At 69.1% G+C, this 18,294-nt stretch carries 19 protein-coding genes; 11 read left to right on the top strand and 8 right to left on the bottom strand.

Translation table 11 applies throughout. The features are described from left to right. Positions 1–107: 107 nt before the first annotated feature. From ACH49X_RS16765 to ACH49X_RS16750, 4 genes are all read right to left on the bottom strand, one after another. Entirely contained in the window at positions 108–434 is a 327-nt protein-coding gene (locus ACH49X_RS16765; protein WP_195079395.1) for a hypothetical protein, read from the bottom strand. Next, the gene (locus ACH49X_RS16760) at positions 425–1,060 is read right to left on the bottom strand and encodes an MspA family porin (RefSeq protein WP_323124040.1); all 636 of its coding nucleotides are present in this window, start codon (positions 1,058–1,060) and stop codon (positions 425–427) included. Before ACH49X_RS16760 ends, ACH49X_RS16765 begins: the two co-directional genes overlap by 10 nt. Before the next feature lie 108 nt (positions 1,061–1,168). After that, entirely contained in the window at positions 1,169–3,112 is a 1,944-nt protein-coding gene (locus tag ACH49X_RS16755) for a glycoside hydrolase family 15 protein (RefSeq protein ID WP_195079396.1), read from the bottom strand. 167 nt (positions 3,113–3,279) lie between these two features. Further along, the gene (locus tag ACH49X_RS16750; RefSeq protein WP_357102761.1) at positions 3,280–3,861 is read right to left on the bottom strand and encodes a TetR family transcriptional regulator; all 582 of its coding nucleotides are present in this window, start codon (positions 3,859–3,861) and stop codon (positions 3,280–3,282) included. A 91-nt stretch (positions 3,862–3,952) separates the two neighbouring features. On the opposite strand from ACH49X_RS16750, the gene ACH49X_RS16745 reads away from it, so the two are divergent. The 4 genes from ACH49X_RS16745 to ACH49X_RS16730 all read left to right on the top strand — a co-directional run bounded on the left by ACH49X_RS16745 (position 3,953) and on the right by ACH49X_RS16730 (position 8,177). Beyond that, on the top strand, positions 3,953–4,423 hold the full coding sequence (locus ACH49X_RS16745; protein WP_195079398.1) for a DUF4334 domain-containing protein: 471 nt from the start codon (positions 3,953–3,955) through the stop codon (positions 4,421–4,423). Between the two features lie 6 nt (positions 4,424–4,429). Then, entirely contained in the window at positions 4,430–5,518 is a 1,089-nt protein-coding gene (locus ACH49X_RS16740; protein WP_357205876.1) for an NAD(P)-dependent alcohol dehydrogenase, read from the top strand. A 199-nt stretch (positions 5,519–5,717) separates the two neighbouring features. Beyond that, complete coding sequence (locus ACH49X_RS16735) at positions 5,718–7,139, top strand: cytochrome ubiquinol oxidase subunit I (protein WP_195079399.1); 1,422 nt, start codon at positions 5,718–5,720, stop codon at positions 7,137–7,139. A gap of 3 nt (positions 7,140–7,142) precedes the next feature. Next, positions 7,143–8,177: a cytochrome d ubiquinol oxidase subunit II gene (locus ACH49X_RS16730; RefSeq protein WP_357205453.1), complete on the top strand. Its 1,035-nt coding sequence runs from the start codon at positions 7,143–7,145 to the stop codon at positions 8,175–8,177. A 75-nt stretch (positions 8,178–8,252) separates the two neighbouring features. Here ACH49X_RS16730 and ACH49X_RS16725 read toward each other — a convergent pair whose 3' ends face one another. Continuing rightward, positions 8,253–9,032: an NAD(P)H-dependent oxidoreductase gene (locus ACH49X_RS16725; RefSeq protein WP_357205450.1), complete on the bottom strand. Its 780-nt coding sequence runs from the start codon at positions 9,030–9,032 to the stop codon at positions 8,253–8,255. A gap of 138 nt (positions 9,033–9,170) precedes the next feature. Here ACH49X_RS16725 and ACH49X_RS16720 point away from each other — a divergent pair, with 138 nt between their 5' ends. Continuing rightward, positions 9,171–10,019 carry a helix-turn-helix transcriptional regulator gene (locus ACH49X_RS16720; protein ID WP_195079402.1) on the top strand — a complete coding sequence of 283 codons (849 nt, stop codon included), beginning with the start codon at positions 9,171–9,173 and terminating at the stop codon, positions 10,017–10,019. Between the two features lie 513 nt (positions 10,020–10,532). On the opposite strand, the gene ACH49X_RS16715 is transcribed toward ACH49X_RS16720, so the two are convergent. Continuing rightward, positions 10,533–10,793 carry a hypothetical protein gene (locus ACH49X_RS16715; RefSeq protein ID WP_195079403.1) on the bottom strand — a complete coding sequence of 87 codons (261 nt, stop codon included), beginning with the start codon at positions 10,791–10,793 and terminating at the stop codon, positions 10,533–10,535. A gap of 493 nt (positions 10,794–11,286) precedes the next feature. Between ACH49X_RS16715 and ACH49X_RS16710 the strand changes: the two genes are divergently transcribed. Together ACH49X_RS16710 and ACH49X_RS16705 are read left to right on the top strand one after the other, a co-directional pair. Beyond that, on the top strand, positions 11,287–12,021 hold the full coding sequence (locus ACH49X_RS16710) for an IclR family transcriptional regulator (RefSeq protein ID WP_195079471.1): 735 nt from the start codon (positions 11,287–11,289) through the stop codon (positions 12,019–12,021). Between the two features lie 287 nt (positions 12,022–12,308). Continuing rightward, the gene (locus ACH49X_RS16705) at positions 12,309–13,007 is read left to right on the top strand and encodes a hypothetical protein (protein ID WP_357102750.1); all 699 of its coding nucleotides are present in this window, start codon (positions 12,309–12,311) and stop codon (positions 13,005–13,007) included. An 81-nt stretch (positions 13,008–13,088) separates the two neighbouring features. Here the strand turns inward: ACH49X_RS16705 and ACH49X_RS16700 are convergent, their stop codons facing one another. Beyond that, the gene (locus ACH49X_RS16700; RefSeq protein ID WP_195079472.1) at positions 13,089–13,820 is read right to left on the bottom strand and encodes an IclR family transcriptional regulator; all 732 of its coding nucleotides are present in this window, start codon (positions 13,818–13,820) and stop codon (positions 13,089–13,091) included. 189 nt (positions 13,821–14,009) lie between these two features. Between ACH49X_RS16700 and ACH49X_RS16695 the strand changes: the two genes are divergently transcribed. The 4 genes from ACH49X_RS16695 (at position 14,010) to ACH49X_RS16680 (ending at position 17,931) form a co-directional block, all read left to right on the top strand. After that, a complete protein-coding gene (locus ACH49X_RS16695; protein ID WP_195079405.1) occupies positions 14,010–14,828 on the top strand; it encodes a 2-keto-4-pentenoate hydratase in 819 nt (272 codons plus the stop codon). A gap of 4 nt (positions 14,829–14,832) precedes the next feature. Continuing rightward, positions 14,833–15,816 (top strand): acetaldehyde dehydrogenase (acetylating), encoded by a 984-nt coding sequence (locus tag ACH49X_RS16690; protein ID WP_195079406.1) that lies wholly within the window; start codon positions 14,833–14,835, stop codon positions 15,814–15,816. Next, positions 15,813–16,838, top strand: a complete 1,026-nt coding sequence (dmpG, locus tag ACH49X_RS16685) for a 4-hydroxy-2-oxovalerate aldolase (protein ID WP_357205446.1) — start codon at positions 15,813–15,815, stop codon at positions 16,836–16,838. Before ACH49X_RS16690 ends, dmpG begins: the two co-directional genes overlap by 4 nt. A 154-nt stretch (positions 16,839–16,992) precedes the next feature. Further along, positions 16,993–17,931, top strand: coding sequence for an undecaprenyl-diphosphate phosphatase (locus tag ACH49X_RS16680; RefSeq protein ID WP_357205444.1), 939 nt, complete (start codon positions 16,993–16,995; stop codon positions 17,929–17,931). 20 nt (positions 17,932–17,951) lie between these two features. Here ACH49X_RS16680 and ACH49X_RS16675 read toward each other — a convergent pair. Beyond that, positions 17,952–18,294: hypothetical protein (locus ACH49X_RS16675; protein ID WP_357205441.1), on the bottom strand; the 343-nt coding region annotated here is incomplete at its 5' end.

Raw genomic sequence — 18,294 nt, 5'->3', positions numbered from 1 at the left:
CGAGGAAGCGAACGATAGGAGCTGATGCGAGCACACGCGCCGAGGCGATCACTGCTCGCGCTGGAATCGATGGGCCGCTCGCGGGGCGAGCGGCCCCCGACTGATCGTTATCGGATCGGCACGATCGGCTTGCCGGAGCCCGGTCCCGGCGCGGGAGGAACCAGTGCACCGGCGGGTGTGCCGGTATTGGGAGCCGACCTCCCGGGCGGGGGCGCGAGCACTTGCAACGGCAGTGCAGGTGGCGCGGCGGGCGCGCCGCGCGTCGCGGGCTTGTCGTCGCCGCAAGCCGTTGCGGGGGAGGGTATCTCGCCGCAGCTCGGTCCGACCGGCACGATCGGCTCGGCGCAGGTGGTGGGGGCGGCGATGATCAGTGCGGCCGACACCCCGATCGGCGCCAGCCAGCGTCGCAGCGCAGGCGCGGGGATCACAGCCATATCGGATCACCGTAGACCGCGACGGAATTGTCGGCCGTCGCGGTGGATATCGATACGATCGCGAACGAGCGCAGGCTCACCGCGCCCGCACACGCATCGATCTTGATCTGGATCTGATCGACGGAGATCGAGCCGTGCGGCCCGGCAAGCGGTTTGGTCCCCAGCGTGATGCTGTTGATGGTGCCCGGCTTGATGGTCGTCGACATGCTCGGCAAGGCCAGCGCGCTGCCGCCGACGGCGAGGCCGGGCGACGGGGCGACGGTCACCATGGCGTTCGGGCCGATGGCGGCGGACAGGCCCATGGTCAGGCCGTTGGAAACGTCCACCTGGCAGCCGATCTGGTATCCCAGCTGCAGCGTCCCCGAGTTCACCGCCTCCCGGCCCTCGCCGGCGATGTCGGCCGCCGCCGACAGCGTGACGAACCCTTCCCTGGTGAACGGCGTCGCGGCCAGATTGGGCACGCGCTGCACGTCTTCGGCGGTCTTGCTGATCCGCAACTGCCAGCCGTCCTCGGTGTCGACCACGCGAGACTTGTCTGCCACCGGATCAGCGGTCGCGGGGGCGGCCGTCAGGCCGAATGCCGCGGTCGCGGCGATGCCGAGCATCGCCATCGTCGAGCCCTTCAATGAAATCCTTAGTCCTGTTAACAGTCGAAGGCGATAGTACTGAGTCCGCCTCCGCGGCGGCACGAAAGGGCGCCCACCGTTGGGGTGCAGTGGATTTCACCGGCCGGGTCAGCGGTGGATGTACCCGCGAGTGAGCGGTGCGTCATCGAGCCGCGGGGCGATCGATTCACCGCCGAGTGCCTGCCGCAGGAGCGCTTGCTCGTCCTGGATGACGTGCATGACGGCATTGATCAAGGCGAGGTGGGTGAACGCCTGCGGATAGTTGCCCCAGTGCCTGCCGGTGCGGGGATCGATCTCCTCGGCGTAGAGGCCGAGCGGGCTGGCGTAGCCGAGAAGTTTCTCGCACAACTGTTTGGCCTTCTTCTTCTCGCCGATCTCCGACAGCGCCGACACCAGCCAGAACGAGCAGATCGTGAAAGCGCCTTCCTCACCAGCGCATCCGTCGTCGGTCTCCGCGACGCGGTACCGCAAGACGAGGCCGTCTTCGGTCAGTTCCTCTGCGATGGCCAGCACGGTGTTGCGTACCCGGTCGTCGTCGGGTGGCAGGAAACGCACGAGCGGGATGAGCAGGGTCGAAGCGTCCAGCGACGTGCTGCCGTAGTACTGGGTGAACACCCGCCGGGAATCGACCGCGTGTGCGCAGATGTCGGCGTGGATCTCGTCGGCGGCCTGTTGCCACCGGTGCGCGCGGGCGAAGTCCTGGTGGATCCGGGCCAGCCGGGCGCCGCGGTCGGCGGCGACCCAGCACATCACCTTGCTCGAGGTGAAGTGCCGGGGCTGCCCGCGCACCTCCCAGATGCCGTGGTCGGGCTCGCGCCAGTAGGTCAGGGCGCTCTTGACCGCACGGCCGAGCAGCGGCCATGCCCGCGCATCGATCTGATCTTGATGACGGCCGTAGAGATAGACCGCGTCCAGCGCCGCGCCCCAGACATCGTGCTGCCGCTGCCGGTACGCCTCGTTACCGATGCGCACCGGGCCCGCGTTGTCGTAGCCGCGCAGGTGGGGAAGGGTCTGTTCGGCGAGGTCGGTCTCGCCGCCGATGCCGTAGACGATCTGCATGTCCCCGGCTTCCTCGGTCAGGTCGAGGATGTAGGAGAAGAAGTCGTTCGCCTCCCAGGTGAACCCCAGCGTGTACAGGCCCCACAGGGCGAAGGCGGAGTCGCGGATCCACGAATAGCGATAGTCCCAATTGCGCTCCCCGCCAGGGGTTTCCGGTAGCGAGGTGGTGGCGGCGGCAGCGACGGCGCCGGTGGGGGCGAAGGTCAATCCCTTGAGGGTGAGGGCGCTGCGGGTGAGTTCCGCGGTCCACGGATGATCCGGGAATCGCCCGCCGGCCAGCCAGTGCCGCCAGTGGTGGATCGTGCGCAGCAGTCGCTCTTCGGCCTCCGCGACGTCGCCGGGCGCGTCCCGACTGCCCCAGGCCAGCGCGCAGAACCGGGTGTCGCCCTTCTTCAGCAGGGTCCGGGCGACCGCGTGCGTGCCCTCCAGCCCCAAGCGCATGTCCGTGCTCAAGGTCAGTTGCAGATCGATCCCGTCGGCGCAGGCCTGCGCGAGGTGATAACTGCCGAGGTACTCCCATCGCGCGCGATGCCTGCCGTAGTCGAAGGCCGGTTGGCAATCGAGCCCGAACTGGATCTGGCCGGTCTCGCAGTGCACCGTGCGCAGCAGGATGTGCTCGGCGTCGTAGTCCGTCGGCGTCCGCCGGTGCGCGCTGCGGCCGGGTTTCTGGTGCCGCCACGGCCCGACCAGCAGCACGTCACGGACCGTCGCCCAGCCCTCGCCGCTGCGCCAGCTCGTCTCCATGACCATCGTGCCCGGGATGTAGCGGCGATCGGTGGGCACCACGAAGTCGGCGGGAGCGAACCGGAACGAACCCGCGGAGCGATCGAGTATCGCGGCAAAGACGCTGGGGGAGTCCATGCGCGGCAGGCACATCCACTCGATGGCTCCGCTGGGCGCGATCAGAGCGGTGACCTCGCAATCGGAGATGAACCCGTAATCGTCGATGCGCGGGAAGGCCGTGAGCCGCGGCGTGCAATCGATCTCGTCCATGCGTTTCTCCGTCGTCGTCTCGGGGCTTACCGGCCGGTGGCCGTGCACCGGCGAGTACCTGCTGCGCCGCCTTTCGTCGGGGGAACACTGTGCGCGGTATCGAGGCGTGAGATGCAACGCTGCCACCAGCCCACCACCTGGTGGGCCGGCTCGGCAAGCCCTGCGAGCTAACGACCGGCTTCGGCGGCGGACGCCTCCGGGCTGACCAGCCGCCGGGCGGCCAGAACGGTCGCGGCGCGGCGTTCGGTGATGTTGTGCTGGGTGGTGCGGGTGGCGTGCATGGCCGCGGTGCGGGCGAGGTCGGTCAGCATGACGATCAGGGTGATGGGCGCGAACGCCTCGGTGATCAATCCCTGCTCCTGGCCGCGGCGGATCTCGGCGAGCTTTCCCGCGATGATCCGGCGGATGGCGTCCTCGGCGGCGGCGATGTGGGTCTGCTCGATCTCGGCCCACGCCTGCAACCGGGCGTTGTCGGGATGGGCGATGTAGTGGTCGAAGAGCCGGCCCACGTAACCGGGCAGGTCCGCGGCGTCGAGGGCGGTCTCCTCCGTGGTCTGGGCGACCCACTCCTCGGTGACCGCGGCGTACAACTCGTCCTTGCTCGCGAAATACGCGTATAGCCGGTCCTTACTGGCCTTGGCCGCGTCGGCGATGCGATTGATGCGCGCTCCCGCGATGCCGTACCTGGCGAACTCCGCTTTGGCCGCGACGAGGATTCGTTCGCGGGTGGCCTGACCTGCTGCGCGCATGGCCGCATCCTATCTTGCCGAACCTTTTGGTTCGGATATACAGTTGCCGAACCAAAAGGTTCTGGAAACCGCATCGGAAACGAGGATGGTCATGGGCGCTGTGGGGACTGGCTGGCGAGAATTCCTCGCACGGGAAGGCGGGGTGACGGCGGCGGAGCTGGATGCGCTGTGGGCCGGTCTGCCCGTGGCGCGCGCCGAGGACATCCTGGGCGAATGGAAGGGCGCGGCGTTCCCCACCCGGCATCCGCTGCGCAAAGCGCTGTCGGCGAGCCGCTGGCACGGCAAGACGTTCCACAGCGTGCTGGACGCCAAGCCGTTGATCTGCCGCGCCGAGGACGGATCGCTGTTCTCCAACGTCGAACTCGGCGGCGGCGGGGAAGCGACGCTGTGGAACATCGAGTTCCGCGGTGAGGTGACCGCCACCATGGTCTACGACAAGCGACCGGTCTTCGACCACTTCAAATGGCTCGATGAGAACACGCTGATGGGCATCATGAACGGCAGGCCGGAACTGGTGCTGGCCGATGGCGAGTACTTCTATTTCCTGCTCGAGCGGAGCTGAGCGATGGTGACCACCACCGCCGTGCTGTCGCGCGACCCCGCCGCTGCGTTCACCGTCGAAGCCGTCGAGATCGACGGCCCGCGTGCGGATGAGATCCTGGTCCGGGTCCAGGCCACCGGCATCTGCCACACCGATCTGGTCACCCGGGCGGCGGGCGCCGCCGATCGTCCGGTCCTGCTCGGGCACGAGGGCGCCGGCGTGGTGGAGGCCGTCGGCGCGGCGGTGACCGGCGTGCGGCCAGGCGATCGGGTGGTGTTGACCTTCCGGCACTGCGGAACATGCCGCAACTGCCGGGCGGAGCGCCCGGCGTATTGCCTGCGAGCGGCGAAACTCAATCAGTTCGGCGCTCGGGCCGACGGATCGGCTCGGGTCACCGTCGCGGGCACTCCGGTGCGGGACGGTTTCTTCGGTCAGTCCAGCTTCGCCGCGTACGCCTTGACCACCGCCGACAACACGGTGGTCGTCGACACCGAGGTCGATCCGGCCGTCCTCGCCCCACTGGGCTGCGGTTTCCTCACCGGAGCCGGGGCGGTGCTCAATGTGCTGCGGCCGGACCGGGACGCCCGCGTGGCGGTCTACGGCGCGGGCGCGGTCGGCATGGCGGGTGTGCTGGCGGCACTGGTGCGCGAGGTCGCCGAGCTGGTCGTGGTGGAACCGTCACCGGCGCGACGGGCACTGGCGCTGGAACTGGGCGCCACCGCGGCCCTCGATCCCGCGGCAGACGACATCGTGCCCGCGATCCGGAAGCTGACCGACGGCGGGGCCACCCACGCCATCGACACCACGGGATCGTCGCGTGTGCTCGCCACCGCGGCCGCCGCATCGGCGATCGGAGGCACCGTGGTCGCGGTCGGTCTGGGTGCCGGGGTCCCCGAGATCGATCTGCGGGATATCGTCCTGGGCGGCAAGGCGATTCGCGGCTGCCTCGAAGGCGACGCGGTGCCCGCGACTTTCATCCCCCAGCTGCTGGAGCTGCATGCCGCCGGACGATTCCCCATCGAGCGGCTGATCACGAGGTATCCGCATACCGAGATCAATGCCGCGCTCGCGGAGCAGCGGGCGGGCACGGTCGTCAAACCGGTGCTCACCTGGTGAGGTGACCGGAACGAGCGAACTCGACACGCTTTCGCCCGTCGGGCTGAGACCGGCACCCACGTGTCCGGGCGCATGACAGCTCCGCCGCGGCGGCAGCGCCGGTGGCGCCCTGGTTGGCGCGGCGCAAAGGGGATACCCCGCTCGAGAGCCGACGTGCGGCGCAGGCATGCGGCTCCCGAGACCGCAGGAAGGGGCTGCCATGGTGTCGAGCACGCTCGCGGCGCTGTCCCAGGCGTCGGCGGAGGGGCCACCCGGTCTGCTTCCCGCGCGCCAGCAGATGGCGTTCTCGCTGGGCTGGCACATCGTGCTCGCCTGTTTCGGGGTGGCCTTTCCCGCCATGATCTACGTCGTGCATCGCCGCGGCATCGTCCGCACCGACCCGGTCGCCTCGGCGCTGGCCAAGCGGTGGGCGACGGTATCGGCGATCCTGTTCGCCATCGGCGCGGTCTCCGGGACGGTGCTCAGCTTCGAGATGGGCCTGCTGTGGCCGGGGCTGATGGGCCGCTACGGTGACGTGCTCGGCCTGCCGTTCGCCTTCGAAGGGCTGTCGTTCTTCATCGAGGCGATCTTTCTCGGCATCTACCTCTACGGGTGGGGTCGCATGGCGCCGCGCAGGCACCTGGCGATGCTCATCCCGATGGGCGTGGCGGGGGTGGTCGGCACCTTCTGTGTGGTCAGTGTCAACGCGTGGATGAACAACCCGACCGGCTTCCGCCTCGTCGACGGGGAGGTGACCGACGTCGATCCGTGGCGAGCCATGTTCAACGACGGTGTCTACCTGCAGTTCGCGCACATGTGGGTCGGCGCTTTCATGGTCGTCGGCTTCCTGGTGTCCGGTGTCTACGCGGCCGGTCTGCTGCGCGGCCGCCGCGACGCCAACCACCGGCTCGGATTCACCGTTCCGTTCGTCTTCGCCACGGTCGCGGCGCTCGCGCAACCGCTCATCGGGCATGTGCTCGGCATGCGGGTGCACGACACGCAGCCGGCCAAGTTGGCGGCGTTCGAGCTGGCCGCCACCACCGAAGGGCCTGCCCCGCTGCGACTGGGCGGCGTCCTGGTCGACGGCGAAGTCAAGGGAGCGCTCGAGATCCCCCGGCTGGGTTCGATCATCGCCCGCAATTCCCTGACCGCACCTGTCCCCGGTCTGGACTCGGTGCCCATCGGGGACCGGCCGCCGGTCAACGTCACCCATCTCGCTTTCCAGGGCATGGTGGCCATCGGCACCCTGCTCGCGCTCCTGGTGATCGTGTTCTGGCTGCTGCGCTGGCGGCGCCGTGACCCGCTGACCGAACGCTGGTTCCTGGGCGCGTCGGTCGCCGCGGGCCCGCTGGCGATCCTCGCGCTGGAATGCGGCTGGATCGCCACCGAAGTGGGCCGTCAGCCGTGGACGGTGTGGCAGGTGCTGCGCACCACCGACGCCGCCAGCACGAGCACCGGCCTGTGGTGGAGCTATGCCAGCGTATTGCTGGTGTACGTCGGGATGACGGTGGGTGCGATCGTCGTCTTGCGTTCCATGGCTCGCCGTTGGCGCGCCGGCGCCGCGACCATCACCGCCCCCTACGGACCGGGAGCATCGCCGGTCGACCAGGCGCAGCGGGCCCGCAGCGTCGGAAAGCCGTGACCGATGGATCTCTCCGACGTGGTGGCGACGGCGATGTTCACCGGGGTTGTCCTCTACGGGCTGTTCGGTGGCGCGGATTTCGGCTCCGGATTCTGGGACCTGACCGCGGGCGGTGCGCGGCGCGGCAGCCGCCTGCGGGTGCTCATCGATCACAGCATCGGACCGGTGTGGGAAGCCAATCACGTCTGGTTGATCTACATCCTGGTCTTCCTCTGGACCGCCTACCCTGCGGTGTTCGCCGCCGTGATGACCACCTTGTTCATCCCGATGAGCCTCGCGCTGCTGGGAATCGTGCTGCGCGGCGCGAACTTCGCGTTCCGCAAGTACTCCGCGACCCTGCGCCAGGCGCGCCTGTTCGGCGCGTTGTTCGCCGGCGCGTCGCTCATCACGCCGTTCTTCTTCGGCACCGTGGCCGGCGCGATCGCGTCCGGGCGAGTGCCCGCCGAGGGGTACGGCGACCGGGTGGGGTCATGGCTGAATCCGACCTCGCTGATCGGCGGCACGCTGGCCGTCGGGACCTCGGCGTTCCTGGCCGGAGTCTTCCTCACCGCGGACGCCGCGCGCTCGGGCGACGACGCGCTGGCGGGATACCTGCGCATCCGCACGCTGATCGTCGGCGGCGTGACCGGGGCGGTCGCGATCGCGGCGATCGCCCCGATCCGTCACGACGCACCGACCCTGGGCGCCGGACTACTCGGGCGTGCCCTGCCGCTGATCGCGCTCTCGGCCGCCGCGGGCGTGCTCACCCTGATCATGGTGTACCGTCGCCGCTTCGCGTGGGCGCGCGTCCCCGCGGTGATCGCGGTCGCCGCGATCGTCATCGGATGGGCGGTCGCGCAGACGCCGTGGATCCTCGTCGACGAGACGCTCATCGCCGACGCGGCAGGGGCACGCTCGACCCTGATCGGGCTGCTGGCCGTCGTCGCCGTCGCCGCCGTCACGGTGCTGCCCGCTCTGGCCTACCTGTTCTGGCTGACCCAGACCGATGCGTGGGTCCGCGACGAGCCCGCGCAGACCGGGCAGCCCGAGAAGGCGTAGGACTTCGGGTATCACTCGACACGCTCCGCCATGGACCTGGCGACCCTTGCCCGTACAGACGGACACGAACCGGGGTCAACTCCGCACGTGCAGGCCGAAACCCGTGCGGCCTGCGGACTCCAATCCCTCCTTCAGTTGCAGCGAGGGGATCTCGTAGTCGCCGAAGTTCTGCCGGCGAAAGGCGATCGGCTCGGTCGACTCCAAGGTGAGCAGGCGCTGCTCCCAAGCCTTGGCGACGTCCGCGTAGTCCTCGCTGGTCATCCGGTCGGTGCCGTACAGCACGAACGGCGGCAGCACTTCGATGCCGGGGTAGAACAGGATGCCGTGGTGGATCGGGAACAGCAGATCCTCGATGGGCCCGTTGATCCCGCGCGCGGCGTAATGCGGCTCCGGGCCGCCTACGGTCACCGACAGCAGAGCCTTCCGGCCCGTGAGAGTGCCTTCGCCGAAGCGCTCGCCGTACCTGGTGTCGCTGTGCTCGCCGACGCCGTAGGCGAAGTGGTAGGTGAACACCCGGTCCACCCAGCCCTTGAGGATCGCGGGCATCGTGTACCACCAGAGCGGGAACTGGAAGATGATCGTGTCGGCCCACAGCAGCTTCTCCTGCTCGGCGCGCACATCCGGGGTGAGCGTCCCCGCGTCGAAGGCCCGCCCCGAGTCACGGGCGACCCGTAGCGGACTCGAGGCTCCGGGGCCGTAGTCCGTGGCGTCCACGACCGCCTTCCACTGCATCGCGTACAGATCGCTCACCCGCACCTCATGCCCCGCGGCCTCCAAGGTGGACACCGCGAGATCCTTCAGCGACCCGTTGAGCGACTTCGGCTCGGGATGGGCGTAGACGATCAATGTCTTCATCAGAACTCCTCGGGATCGGGTGCCTTCGATCCTGGGCGGCACAGCGCCCGGCGTTCAGGGGCTCCGCTTCCGTCGGACGGGACTTCCTGGTAACAGCAGGACCACCTTCACGGGCACGGCCGCAGCCATACTGGGGGCATGGACGATCTCGCGGGCTTCTTGCGAACCCGGCGTTCCCGGGTCGATCCGGCGACCGTCGGCATCCCCACCGACAGGCGCCGCCGGGTCGAAGGGCTGCGCCGCGAAGAGGTCGCGCACCTGTCCGGGGTCAGCGTCGACTACTACGTACGCCTGGAGCAGGGCCGCGCGACCGAGCCGTCCGAACAGGTCCTCGACGCGCTCGCCCGCGTCCTGGGTCTCGACGACACCGAACGCGAGCACCTCTACCGGCTGGCCCGCCAGCGCCGCCGCCGGGCGAAGGCGCCGGGCGGGCGAATCCGGCCGGAACTGTTGCGCGTGCTGGACCTGGTCACCGACGCGCCCGCGCTGATCATGGACCATCGCTTGGACGTGCGCGCGGGGAACCGCCTCGCCGGCCTGCTCTACGGCCGGCCCATGCCGGGGCTGAACACCGCCAGGCACATCTTTCTCGAGGAGGCCGAGCGCGGCCTCTACGCGGACTGGGAGACCTGCACCCTCGACGTGGTGGGGCACCTGCGCCTGGCCGCGGGCAAGTACCCCGAGGATCCCCGGCTTGCCTCACTCATCGGCGAGCTGGCGATGGGCAGCGAGCGATTCCGCCGGCTGTGGGCTCGCGCGGACGTGCGCGCCCGCACCCATGGACGCAAGGCGTACCGGCACCCGCTGGTCGGACTGCTGGAACTGCACCAGGAGAACTTCGCCCTACCGGACGCCTCGGGCATGGAGCTGCTGGTGCTGTCGGCGGCCCCCGGCAGCCCCGCCGAGGACGGGTTGCGCCTGCTCGCCGGCCTTGGTGCGGACAGCGGCGCCGCGCATCCCACAATCGACGCCCAGGTCCACGAGTAGCCTGCGCCCGGCTGGATCGCGGCCCGTGTCGGCACCGAGAACTCGGCCGCGCGCGAACGGCGCGGCATGTTCCGCGAAGCGGTACCGAAAGAACGGTTTGTTTATGGTCGCGAGTGGTACCCGGTGCACGTATCGGCTCGACAGCGCGGTCGTGCCGGTACGCGATTCGGGGTATCCCCGCTGCTCGACCACCGGCCGGTTGGACAACGATGTCATGAATAGCTTGCGCCGCACCCGAGGACGAGGGCCCCATTCCGAGGTTGGACGGCGCAAAGGAACTACATCGTGATCGAGGACGCGAACATGCCCAGCACCGACGACGAGGATCGAGACCGGATCATTTGGCCCGAGTCCCGTTTGAGCGCATGGTGGGCGGATGTCATGGGTCACCGCTTCCCCCGAACCCAGGCCACATCGAGTTGATCCCCCTCTCCGCGCACGATCGCACCGGTCAGCGGAGGGTAGTCCGGATGCGCCGATCACGCCGCTGAGGTGTCGCGTCGTGACCGTGCGCTACGCGCTGTCGGGCTGGGGTGTCCTGCGCAGCGCGAGGAGCTTGTCGACGATCTCGATCGCCGTCAGCGGAGCCGATGCGGTGCTGCCCGCGGCGGCGGCGCGAATCCGGGCGGCGAGGCCGGCGGGGCAGCGGGGCCCCGGATTGGCGGTGGTGGCGCAAGCCGAGCAGTTCTCGACGGCATCGGCGAGATGAGCTTCGACATTGCGCACATCCAGTGCGGCGATCAGATCGAGCCCGCTCAGGAAATTGATCGGCATGTCGATGGGTTCCTCCGGCTGAAAAGTCCGATCGGGGCGGGGCGTCGCCACGAGTGTTCCGGCGTGCCGCGCGGCGCGAATCGGCCCGGATATCGGACGACCGGGCGGGCGGACGTCGACCGATCTCGGGCCGTCGCATGCGAGGCACGGGCGGGCTCGCGGCGATTCGTGATGTGTGGATCCGTTTGCGGCCGACGCCGTTGTCGGCCTGCCGACGTCTTTGTCGGGACGGATGTCCGCTGACTGCGTTGTCGTCCGGATGGGGAGCAGCACGGCTTTATATAGGCTCCGCATCGGTAATGTAACAGATGGATATACTCGCTGGGAACCCGTCAGCGAACGGCAATCAGCCGGGATTTCCGCCTGCCCACGCCTGCTTTCCGGGGTGCGCGGCGGGTGGGCGGCCGCGGTTCAGCGAAAAATACGCAACGGTATGGTGTTGCAGATTTTGGTCCGGCCTGTGGACCGCCTGGTTAGTTGGAGGCGCTCGACTATGCAATCGGTACTCGGCAAGGCAAGGTTGCTGCTGGAAGCCTTCGACGCCGAGTCGGTGGCGTTGTCGCTCACCGAACTGTCCCGCCGCAGCGGAGTCGCCAAGGCGACGACGTACCGGCTGGCGAACGCCCTGGTGGAGTGGGGTGTCCTCGAACGCTCGGGGACGAAATACCGCCTCGGCCTGCGCCTGTTCGAGCTCGGGCAACTGGTGCCGACGCAACGGGTTCTGCGCGATGCGGCGCTGCCGTACCTGCAGGAACTCCATGCCGCGACGTCCGCGACGGTCCATTTCGCCATCCGCGACGGTCTCGACGTGCTCTACATCGACAAGCTCTCCGGCCACGGCGCGGTCGAGATACCGTCCCGGGTCGCGGGACGGCTGCCGCTGTACGCGACCGCGACGGGCAAGGCGATTCTCGCGTTCTCCGCGACCGATGTGGTCGCGCAGGTGGTGGAGAACGGGCTGTCGGCGTTCACCCGACGAACGGTCGCCTCGGCGGCGCATCTGTACCGCCAACTGGACATCGTCCGGCAGAACAGGCTGGCGGTGGAAGCCGAGGAGATGTCCCTCGGCGTGGTGAGCGCGGCGGTGCCCGTGTTCGGGCCGCAGTCGGTTCTGATCGGGGCGGTCGGGATGTCCACGACCACCGCTCGGATGAACCTCGACCGGATGTCCGGCCCGCTGAAGTCCGCGGCCATGGGGATCAACCGGACACTCGCGCGTTCGGCATAGCGCGCGGCGGACGCATACCGAAGAGTCGAGGCGTGCCCCGGATTAGCAAATCCGCGGCGAAGATCTCGCGAATTTTTCCATCGGTTGGTCAGCTGAGTGGACCGAATCGGTTGACCTGGCCTGACGCGCTCAGGCACCGTTCCACTACTTCCCACACGGAAGTGACGTGGGTCGCACCGACACCACAGAGCACATCATCAACAACCTGCCGGGCGCTGTCCGCGCTCGGCATCCGGTGCACTCGGCGCGCCGACACCCAGGAAGAGCCGAGAGGAAAGAAAACAAGGATGAGGAAAATCGTCACGGTGGCCGCGGGTCTCGTCGCCGCGGTCGGGATCGCTTCCGGCTCGGCCGGCGCCCAGCCCGAAGCGGAGGACGCGGTCGGTTTCACGGCTCGCGCCACCGATACCCAGTCCATCATCACGACCGATGCCGGTTCCATGGTCGTCGAGGATGGCGTGTTCAAGGTCAAGGCCGCCAACGGCACGGTGCTCACCGGCATGCCGCTGACCTTCCGGGTCGATGACTTCGAGTTCCCGATCGCTGCCGAGATCGCGGACCACACCGCCACCCTGACCCCGCAGTTCGACCTGGCGCACGCCACCTACAAGCCGGTCGCCCTTCCGTTCGAGGACAAGGCGCCCTGGAAGACCGACTACGACCGTGAGCAGGCGGCCTGGACCCGCATGACCAGCACCATCACCATGGGCGCCACCCTCGGCACCCTGGTCGGCGGTCTCGGCGGCGGCGCCGTCGGCTGCATCCTGGGTGGCATCGCGGGCGCGACGGTCGCGGCCTCCACGATCGTCGGCCTGTTCGGCGCGTTCATCCCGGCCGCGGCCATCGGCTGCCTCGGCGGCATCATCGCCGTCGGCGCGCTGGGCACCCTCGCCGGTCAGATCCTGGTCACGGCTCCGGTGGCGCTGGGCGCCGCCATCCAGTACTTCGCCACTGTCAATCAGCCGCCGATCGCACCGGCCAAGTAGGTAGTGGGGGAGCAACCCCGGCGAGCGTTCGCTCACCCGGCCCCGTCCGGCATCCGTGCCGGGCGGGGCCTTCCTCGTGGCTCAGGAAGGAGGCGCGGACAACAACCGGGCCCGCCGGGTCAGGGTGGCTCCGATGCCGTCGGCGGCCGCGCGGACCGATGCCGCGTGGGTCTCGGGCTGGAACCGATGGGACGGGCCTGCCACGCTGATCGCGGCGACCACGTCCTCCGACTCGCGAACCGGGGCGGCCACGCAGACGATGCCGGGCGCGGATTCCTCGAATTCGAAGGCGACGCCGTCGGCCGCGATCCGATCGAGCTGGTTGCGCAGCGTGCCCGGCTGGGCCATCGTGCGCGGGGTGTAGCGGCGCAGCGGTCCGGCCAGCACCTGGTCACGAAGCGCCGCGTCGGCGTTGGCGAGGAGCACTTTGCCGATGGCGGTGCAGTGCACCGGCATGCGGCCACCGATGCGGGAGGGGGCGCTGGCCTGCCTGCGTCCGCCGATCTTCGTCAGATACACGACATCCGTGCCGTCGAGCACGCCCAGATGCACGGTCTCGTGGATCCGGGCGTTGAGTTCCTCCAGGAACGGAATGGCCACCTCGAGCAGACTTCGCTCCACCGAGGCGCGCATCCCGAGTTCGAACAGGTACCCGCCGAGCCGATACCCGGCGTCGGTCCGGTCCAGCAGCCGGACGCTCACCATGTCGGCGAGGACCCGGTGCAGGGTCCCCTTCGGAATGCCGGTCCGCCGCCCCAGCTCGGCCAGGGTCAAGGTGGTGTCGTCGATCGAGTACGCCTCGAGTACGGCCATGATCTTGCCCAGCACGGTCGAACCGTCTACCGCACGGCCAGTGAACGCGGATGGCACCGCTCACCTCCTTCGCCGCGCCGACTCTATCGCGGCGGCGTTCGGCTCAGTGGAACGCGATGCTGGCGGACGGATTCCTTCCGCGGCGACAGTGAGGTCACCGTTCACTTCTCACGAGAGCCGGGACTTCCGATGCCGCTACCTCCAGACCTCGACCAACGCTCCGCGGACACCGCCACGATCGCCGCCGCCGACCTGCTCGGCGCGGCCGCCCGCTCCGGCACCCCGTGCGCCCCGGTACGCGATCTGATCGGTTCCGGCGACGTGGCCGCCGCCTACGCGGTGCAGGAATTGCTGACCGCCGAGCGCATCGCGGCGGGCGCCGAGGTGGTCGGCCGCAAGATCGGCTTGACCTCCCCGGCGGTGCAGCGGCAGCTCGGTGTCGATCAACCGGACTTCGGAGTGCTGTTCGACGACATGCGCTACCGGCAGGACACGCCCGTGCCGCTGAGCCGGTTGCTGCAGCCGAAGGCCGAAGCCGAGATCGCGTTCGTGCTCGGCGCGGACCTGGCCGACGGACCACTCGACGACCAGCAGGTCCGCGGCGCGGTCGACTACGCCGTGGCCGCGCTCGAGATCGTCGACAGCCGCATCGCCGGTTGGGACATCACCTTCGGCGACACCGTCGCCGACAACGCTTCCAGCGGTTTGTTCGTCCTCGGCGACGAACGCCGCACCCTCGATTCCTTCGAGCCCGTTTCCACCAGGATGCGGATGTCGATCGACGACGTCGAAGTCTCGACGGGAACCGGCGCGGCCTGCCTCGGCGATCCCCTGCACGCCCTGGCCTGGCTGGCGCGGACCACGCGCGAGTTCGGTCGTCCGCTGCGCGCCGGGCAGATCGTGCTCTCCGGAGCGCTCGGACCGATGGCCCCGATCGAGGGCCCTGGAACCGTCACCGCGGACATCACCGGACTCGGTTCGGTGACCGCGACCTTCATTCGGGAGTGAGACCATGAACGACAACCCCGCCACCCTCGAAGTCGCGGTGATCGGATCGGGCAACATCGGCACCGATCTGATGATCAAAGTGATCCGGCACTCGACCGTCCTGGAGATGGGCGCGATGGTCGGCATCGACCCGGAATCCGACGGTCTGGCCCGCGCGCGCAGACTCGGCGTCCCCACCACGTCCGACGGCGTCCAGGGCCTGCTGGAACTGCCGAACTTCGACGAGATCGACGTGGTCTTCGACGCGACTTCCGCCAAAGCCCACGCCGCCCACGCCGCGGTGCTCCAACCACTCGGCAAACGCCTGATCGATCTGACACCCGCCGCGCTCGGACCATTCGTCGTCCCGGCGGTGAACCTGGACGAGCACCGCCACGCGCCCAACGTCAACATGGTCACCTGCGGCGGGCAGGCCACCATCCCGATCGTCGCGGCCATCTCCCGCGTCGCACCGGTGGCCTACGCCGAGATCGTCGCGTCCATCGCCTCGAAGTCCGCCGGTCCCGGCACGCGCGCGAATATCGACGAGTTCACCGAGACCACCGCGCACGCGATCGAAACGGTGGGCGGCGCGGCGCGCGGCAAGGCCGTCATCATCCTCAATCCGGCCGACCCGCCGCTGATCATGCGCGATACGGTGCTGTGCCTGATCACCACGCCGGATCCCGGCGTGCACGAGGCGATCCGGGAATCCGTGGAGCAGATGATCGCGCACGTGGCCACCTATGTCCCCGGCTACCGCCTCAAGCAGCAGGTGCAGATCACGGCCGTGCCGCGAGACCAGCCGGTGCACACCCTCCTGACGCCTGGCACGGCCGCGGCGCCCACCCATCAGGTCACGGTGTTCCTCGAGGTCGAAGGCGCCGCCCACTACCTCCCGGCCTACGCGGGAAATCTGGACATCATGACCTCGGCGGCGGTGCGCTACGCCGAATCCATCGCCGACACGATCGCCGCGACGCCGGCGGGACAGGAAGCGCTGCGATGACCACCCGACTGTTCATCCAAGACGTCACACTCCGCGACGGCATGCACGCGGTGCGCCACCGCGTCACTCCCGTCGACGTCGGCCGGATCGTGGCGGCGCTCGACGCGGCCGGTGTCGACGGCATCGAAGTCGCCCACGGCGACGGTCTCGCCGGCGGCAGCCTGAACTACGGTCCCGGGAGCAACACCGACTGGGAGTGGATCGAAGCCGCCGCCGCCAACCTCACCCACGCCCGGCTGACCACGCTGCTGCTGCCCGGCATCGGCACCATTCGAGAACTGAAGCACGCCTACCGGCTGGGCGTGCGATCGGTGCGCGTGGCCACCCACTGCACCGAAGCCGACGTGTCCGCCCAGCACATCGCGACCGCGCGGGAACTCGGCATGGACGTCTCCGGATTCCTGATGATGTCGCACATGGCCGAACCCGCTCGCCTGGCCGAACAAGCGAAACTGATGGAATCCTATGGGGCGCAGTGCGTCTACGTCACCGACTCCGGCGGCCGGCTGACCATGAACGGCGTCCGTGACCGGGTCCGCGCCTACCGGGATGCGCTCGACCCCGGCACCGAGATCGGCATCCACGCGCACGAGAATCTCTCCCTGTCGGTGGCCAATTCCGTGGTGGCGGTCGAAGAAGGCGTCACCCGGGTCGACGCCTCGCTCGCCGGCCACGGCGCCGGCGCGGGCAACTGCCCGATCGAACCTTTCGTCGCCGTCGCCGACCTGCACGGCTGGAAACACAACTGCGATCTGTTCGCGCTGCAGGACGCGGCCGACGATCTGGTGCGCCCGCTACAGGACCGCCCGGTGCGCGTGGACCGCGAAACACTCACGCTCGGCTACGCCGGGGTCTACTCGTCCTTCCTGCGGCACGCCGAAACCGCGTCCCGGCGCTACGGCATCGACGTGCGCACGATCCTGCTCGAAGTGGGACGTCGGGGGTTGGTCGGGGGACAAGAGGATCTCATCGTGGACATCGCCCTGGACATGCTCGCCGAATCCTCCGGCGCCACCGCCTGAGCGGCATCGACCTCGCCGACAGTGGTTTTCACCCTCGGCGAGGCCGACTCGCGTGTCCCGGTCATCACCCCTCCTCGCCGCGTCGGAACCGTCGCGGCGACTGCCGGGAGAGGCCCGCACACAGTTGCGTTGCACGCGTGCGAGACTCGCAACGATGCTCACATACTTTCAAGCGACTGTGATCGGGGCGGTACAAGGGGTCACCGAACTGTTCCCGATTTCCAGCCTGGGGCACTCCGTGCTGGTCGCGGCATGGCTCGGAGGCGATTGGGAGAGATTGACCGGCCAGGGCGAAGCCGATTCCGGCACACCGTATCTGGCGTTCGTGGTGGCGCTGCACGTGGCGACCGCGCTGGCGCTGCTCGGGTACTACTGGCGCGACTGGTGCGTCATCGTGGCGGGCTTCTTCACCACGCTGCGCACCGGGCGCCTCGACACCATCCCGCAGCGGCTGGCATGGTTGATCGTGATCGCCACCATTCCGGTCGGCGTGCTCGGCTTCCTGCTGGAACATCCGCTGCACGCGCTGTTCGGCACGCCGTTCTACGCCGGAATCTTCCTCGCGCTCAACGGTGTCGTGCTGATCATCGGTGAGGGTCTGCGCCGGCGGAACGAGCCGTCGCTGGCCGAATACGGCCGGCGGTTCGCTCGGCAGGAAGCGCGCAGAGGCACCGTCACCGCCGCGGCGCGGACTCCCCGCCAGTCCGACCGGCCGCTGGCCGCCCTGGGGACGGCCGACGCCCTGGGTATCGGCTTCGCCCAAGCCGGTGCGCTGCTGACCGGTTTCAGCCGGGCGGGCCTGACCATGGTCGGCGGCTTGTGGCGCGGTCTCGCGCGCGAGCACGCGGCCAAATTCGCGTTCCTGCTGGCCACTCCGGCGATTCTCGGCGCCGGAGTGCTGGAGCTACCGGAACTGGTCGGCCCGGAGACCGAAGGCATCCGTGGACCGGTGCTGTTCGGCGCCGTCGTTTCCGGGGTGTCGTCGTGGCTGGCAGTACGGTTCCTGGAGCGCTACTTCCAGACTCGGACCCTACTGCCGTTCGCCACGTACTGCATTGCGGCGGGCACGCTCTCGGTGGTCCACTTCAGCTGAGCGCTGCCCGGCCGCGACGATCAACCGGTCACGTCTTCGCCGGTGAGCACCTCGCCCTCGGCGTCGAGGACGACCGCAGCGCCGACCATCCCGGCGGCGACCAGCGCGATCACACCCTCGGAGGATCTCGCTTCGTCGCGGTAGGGGATCTCGGATTCGTAGGTGAGTTCGTCCCGGTCGCGCAATCGCGCGGCTGCCGCGGCGAGGTCGTCGTAGCTGAGGACCTGTTGTCCGGCGAATGCCGGGTCGCTGCCGCGCAGTGGGCGGGTGCGGTGGGCGTAGGTGACCGGTCGTGGTGATTCGGCGGCGATTTCGGCGATCACGGCGGGGTCGTCGAGGGCCAGCCAGTCGACCGTGGCGGTC

Source organism: Nocardia sp. NPDC019323, from assembly GCF_044389845.1.
Lineage (GTDB): Bacteria > Actinomycetota > Actinomycetes > Mycobacteriales > Mycobacteriaceae > Nocardia > Nocardia implantans.
The sequence above is the reverse complement of the archived record's forward strand: the minus strand, read 5'-3'. Positions and strand labels throughout refer to the sequence as shown.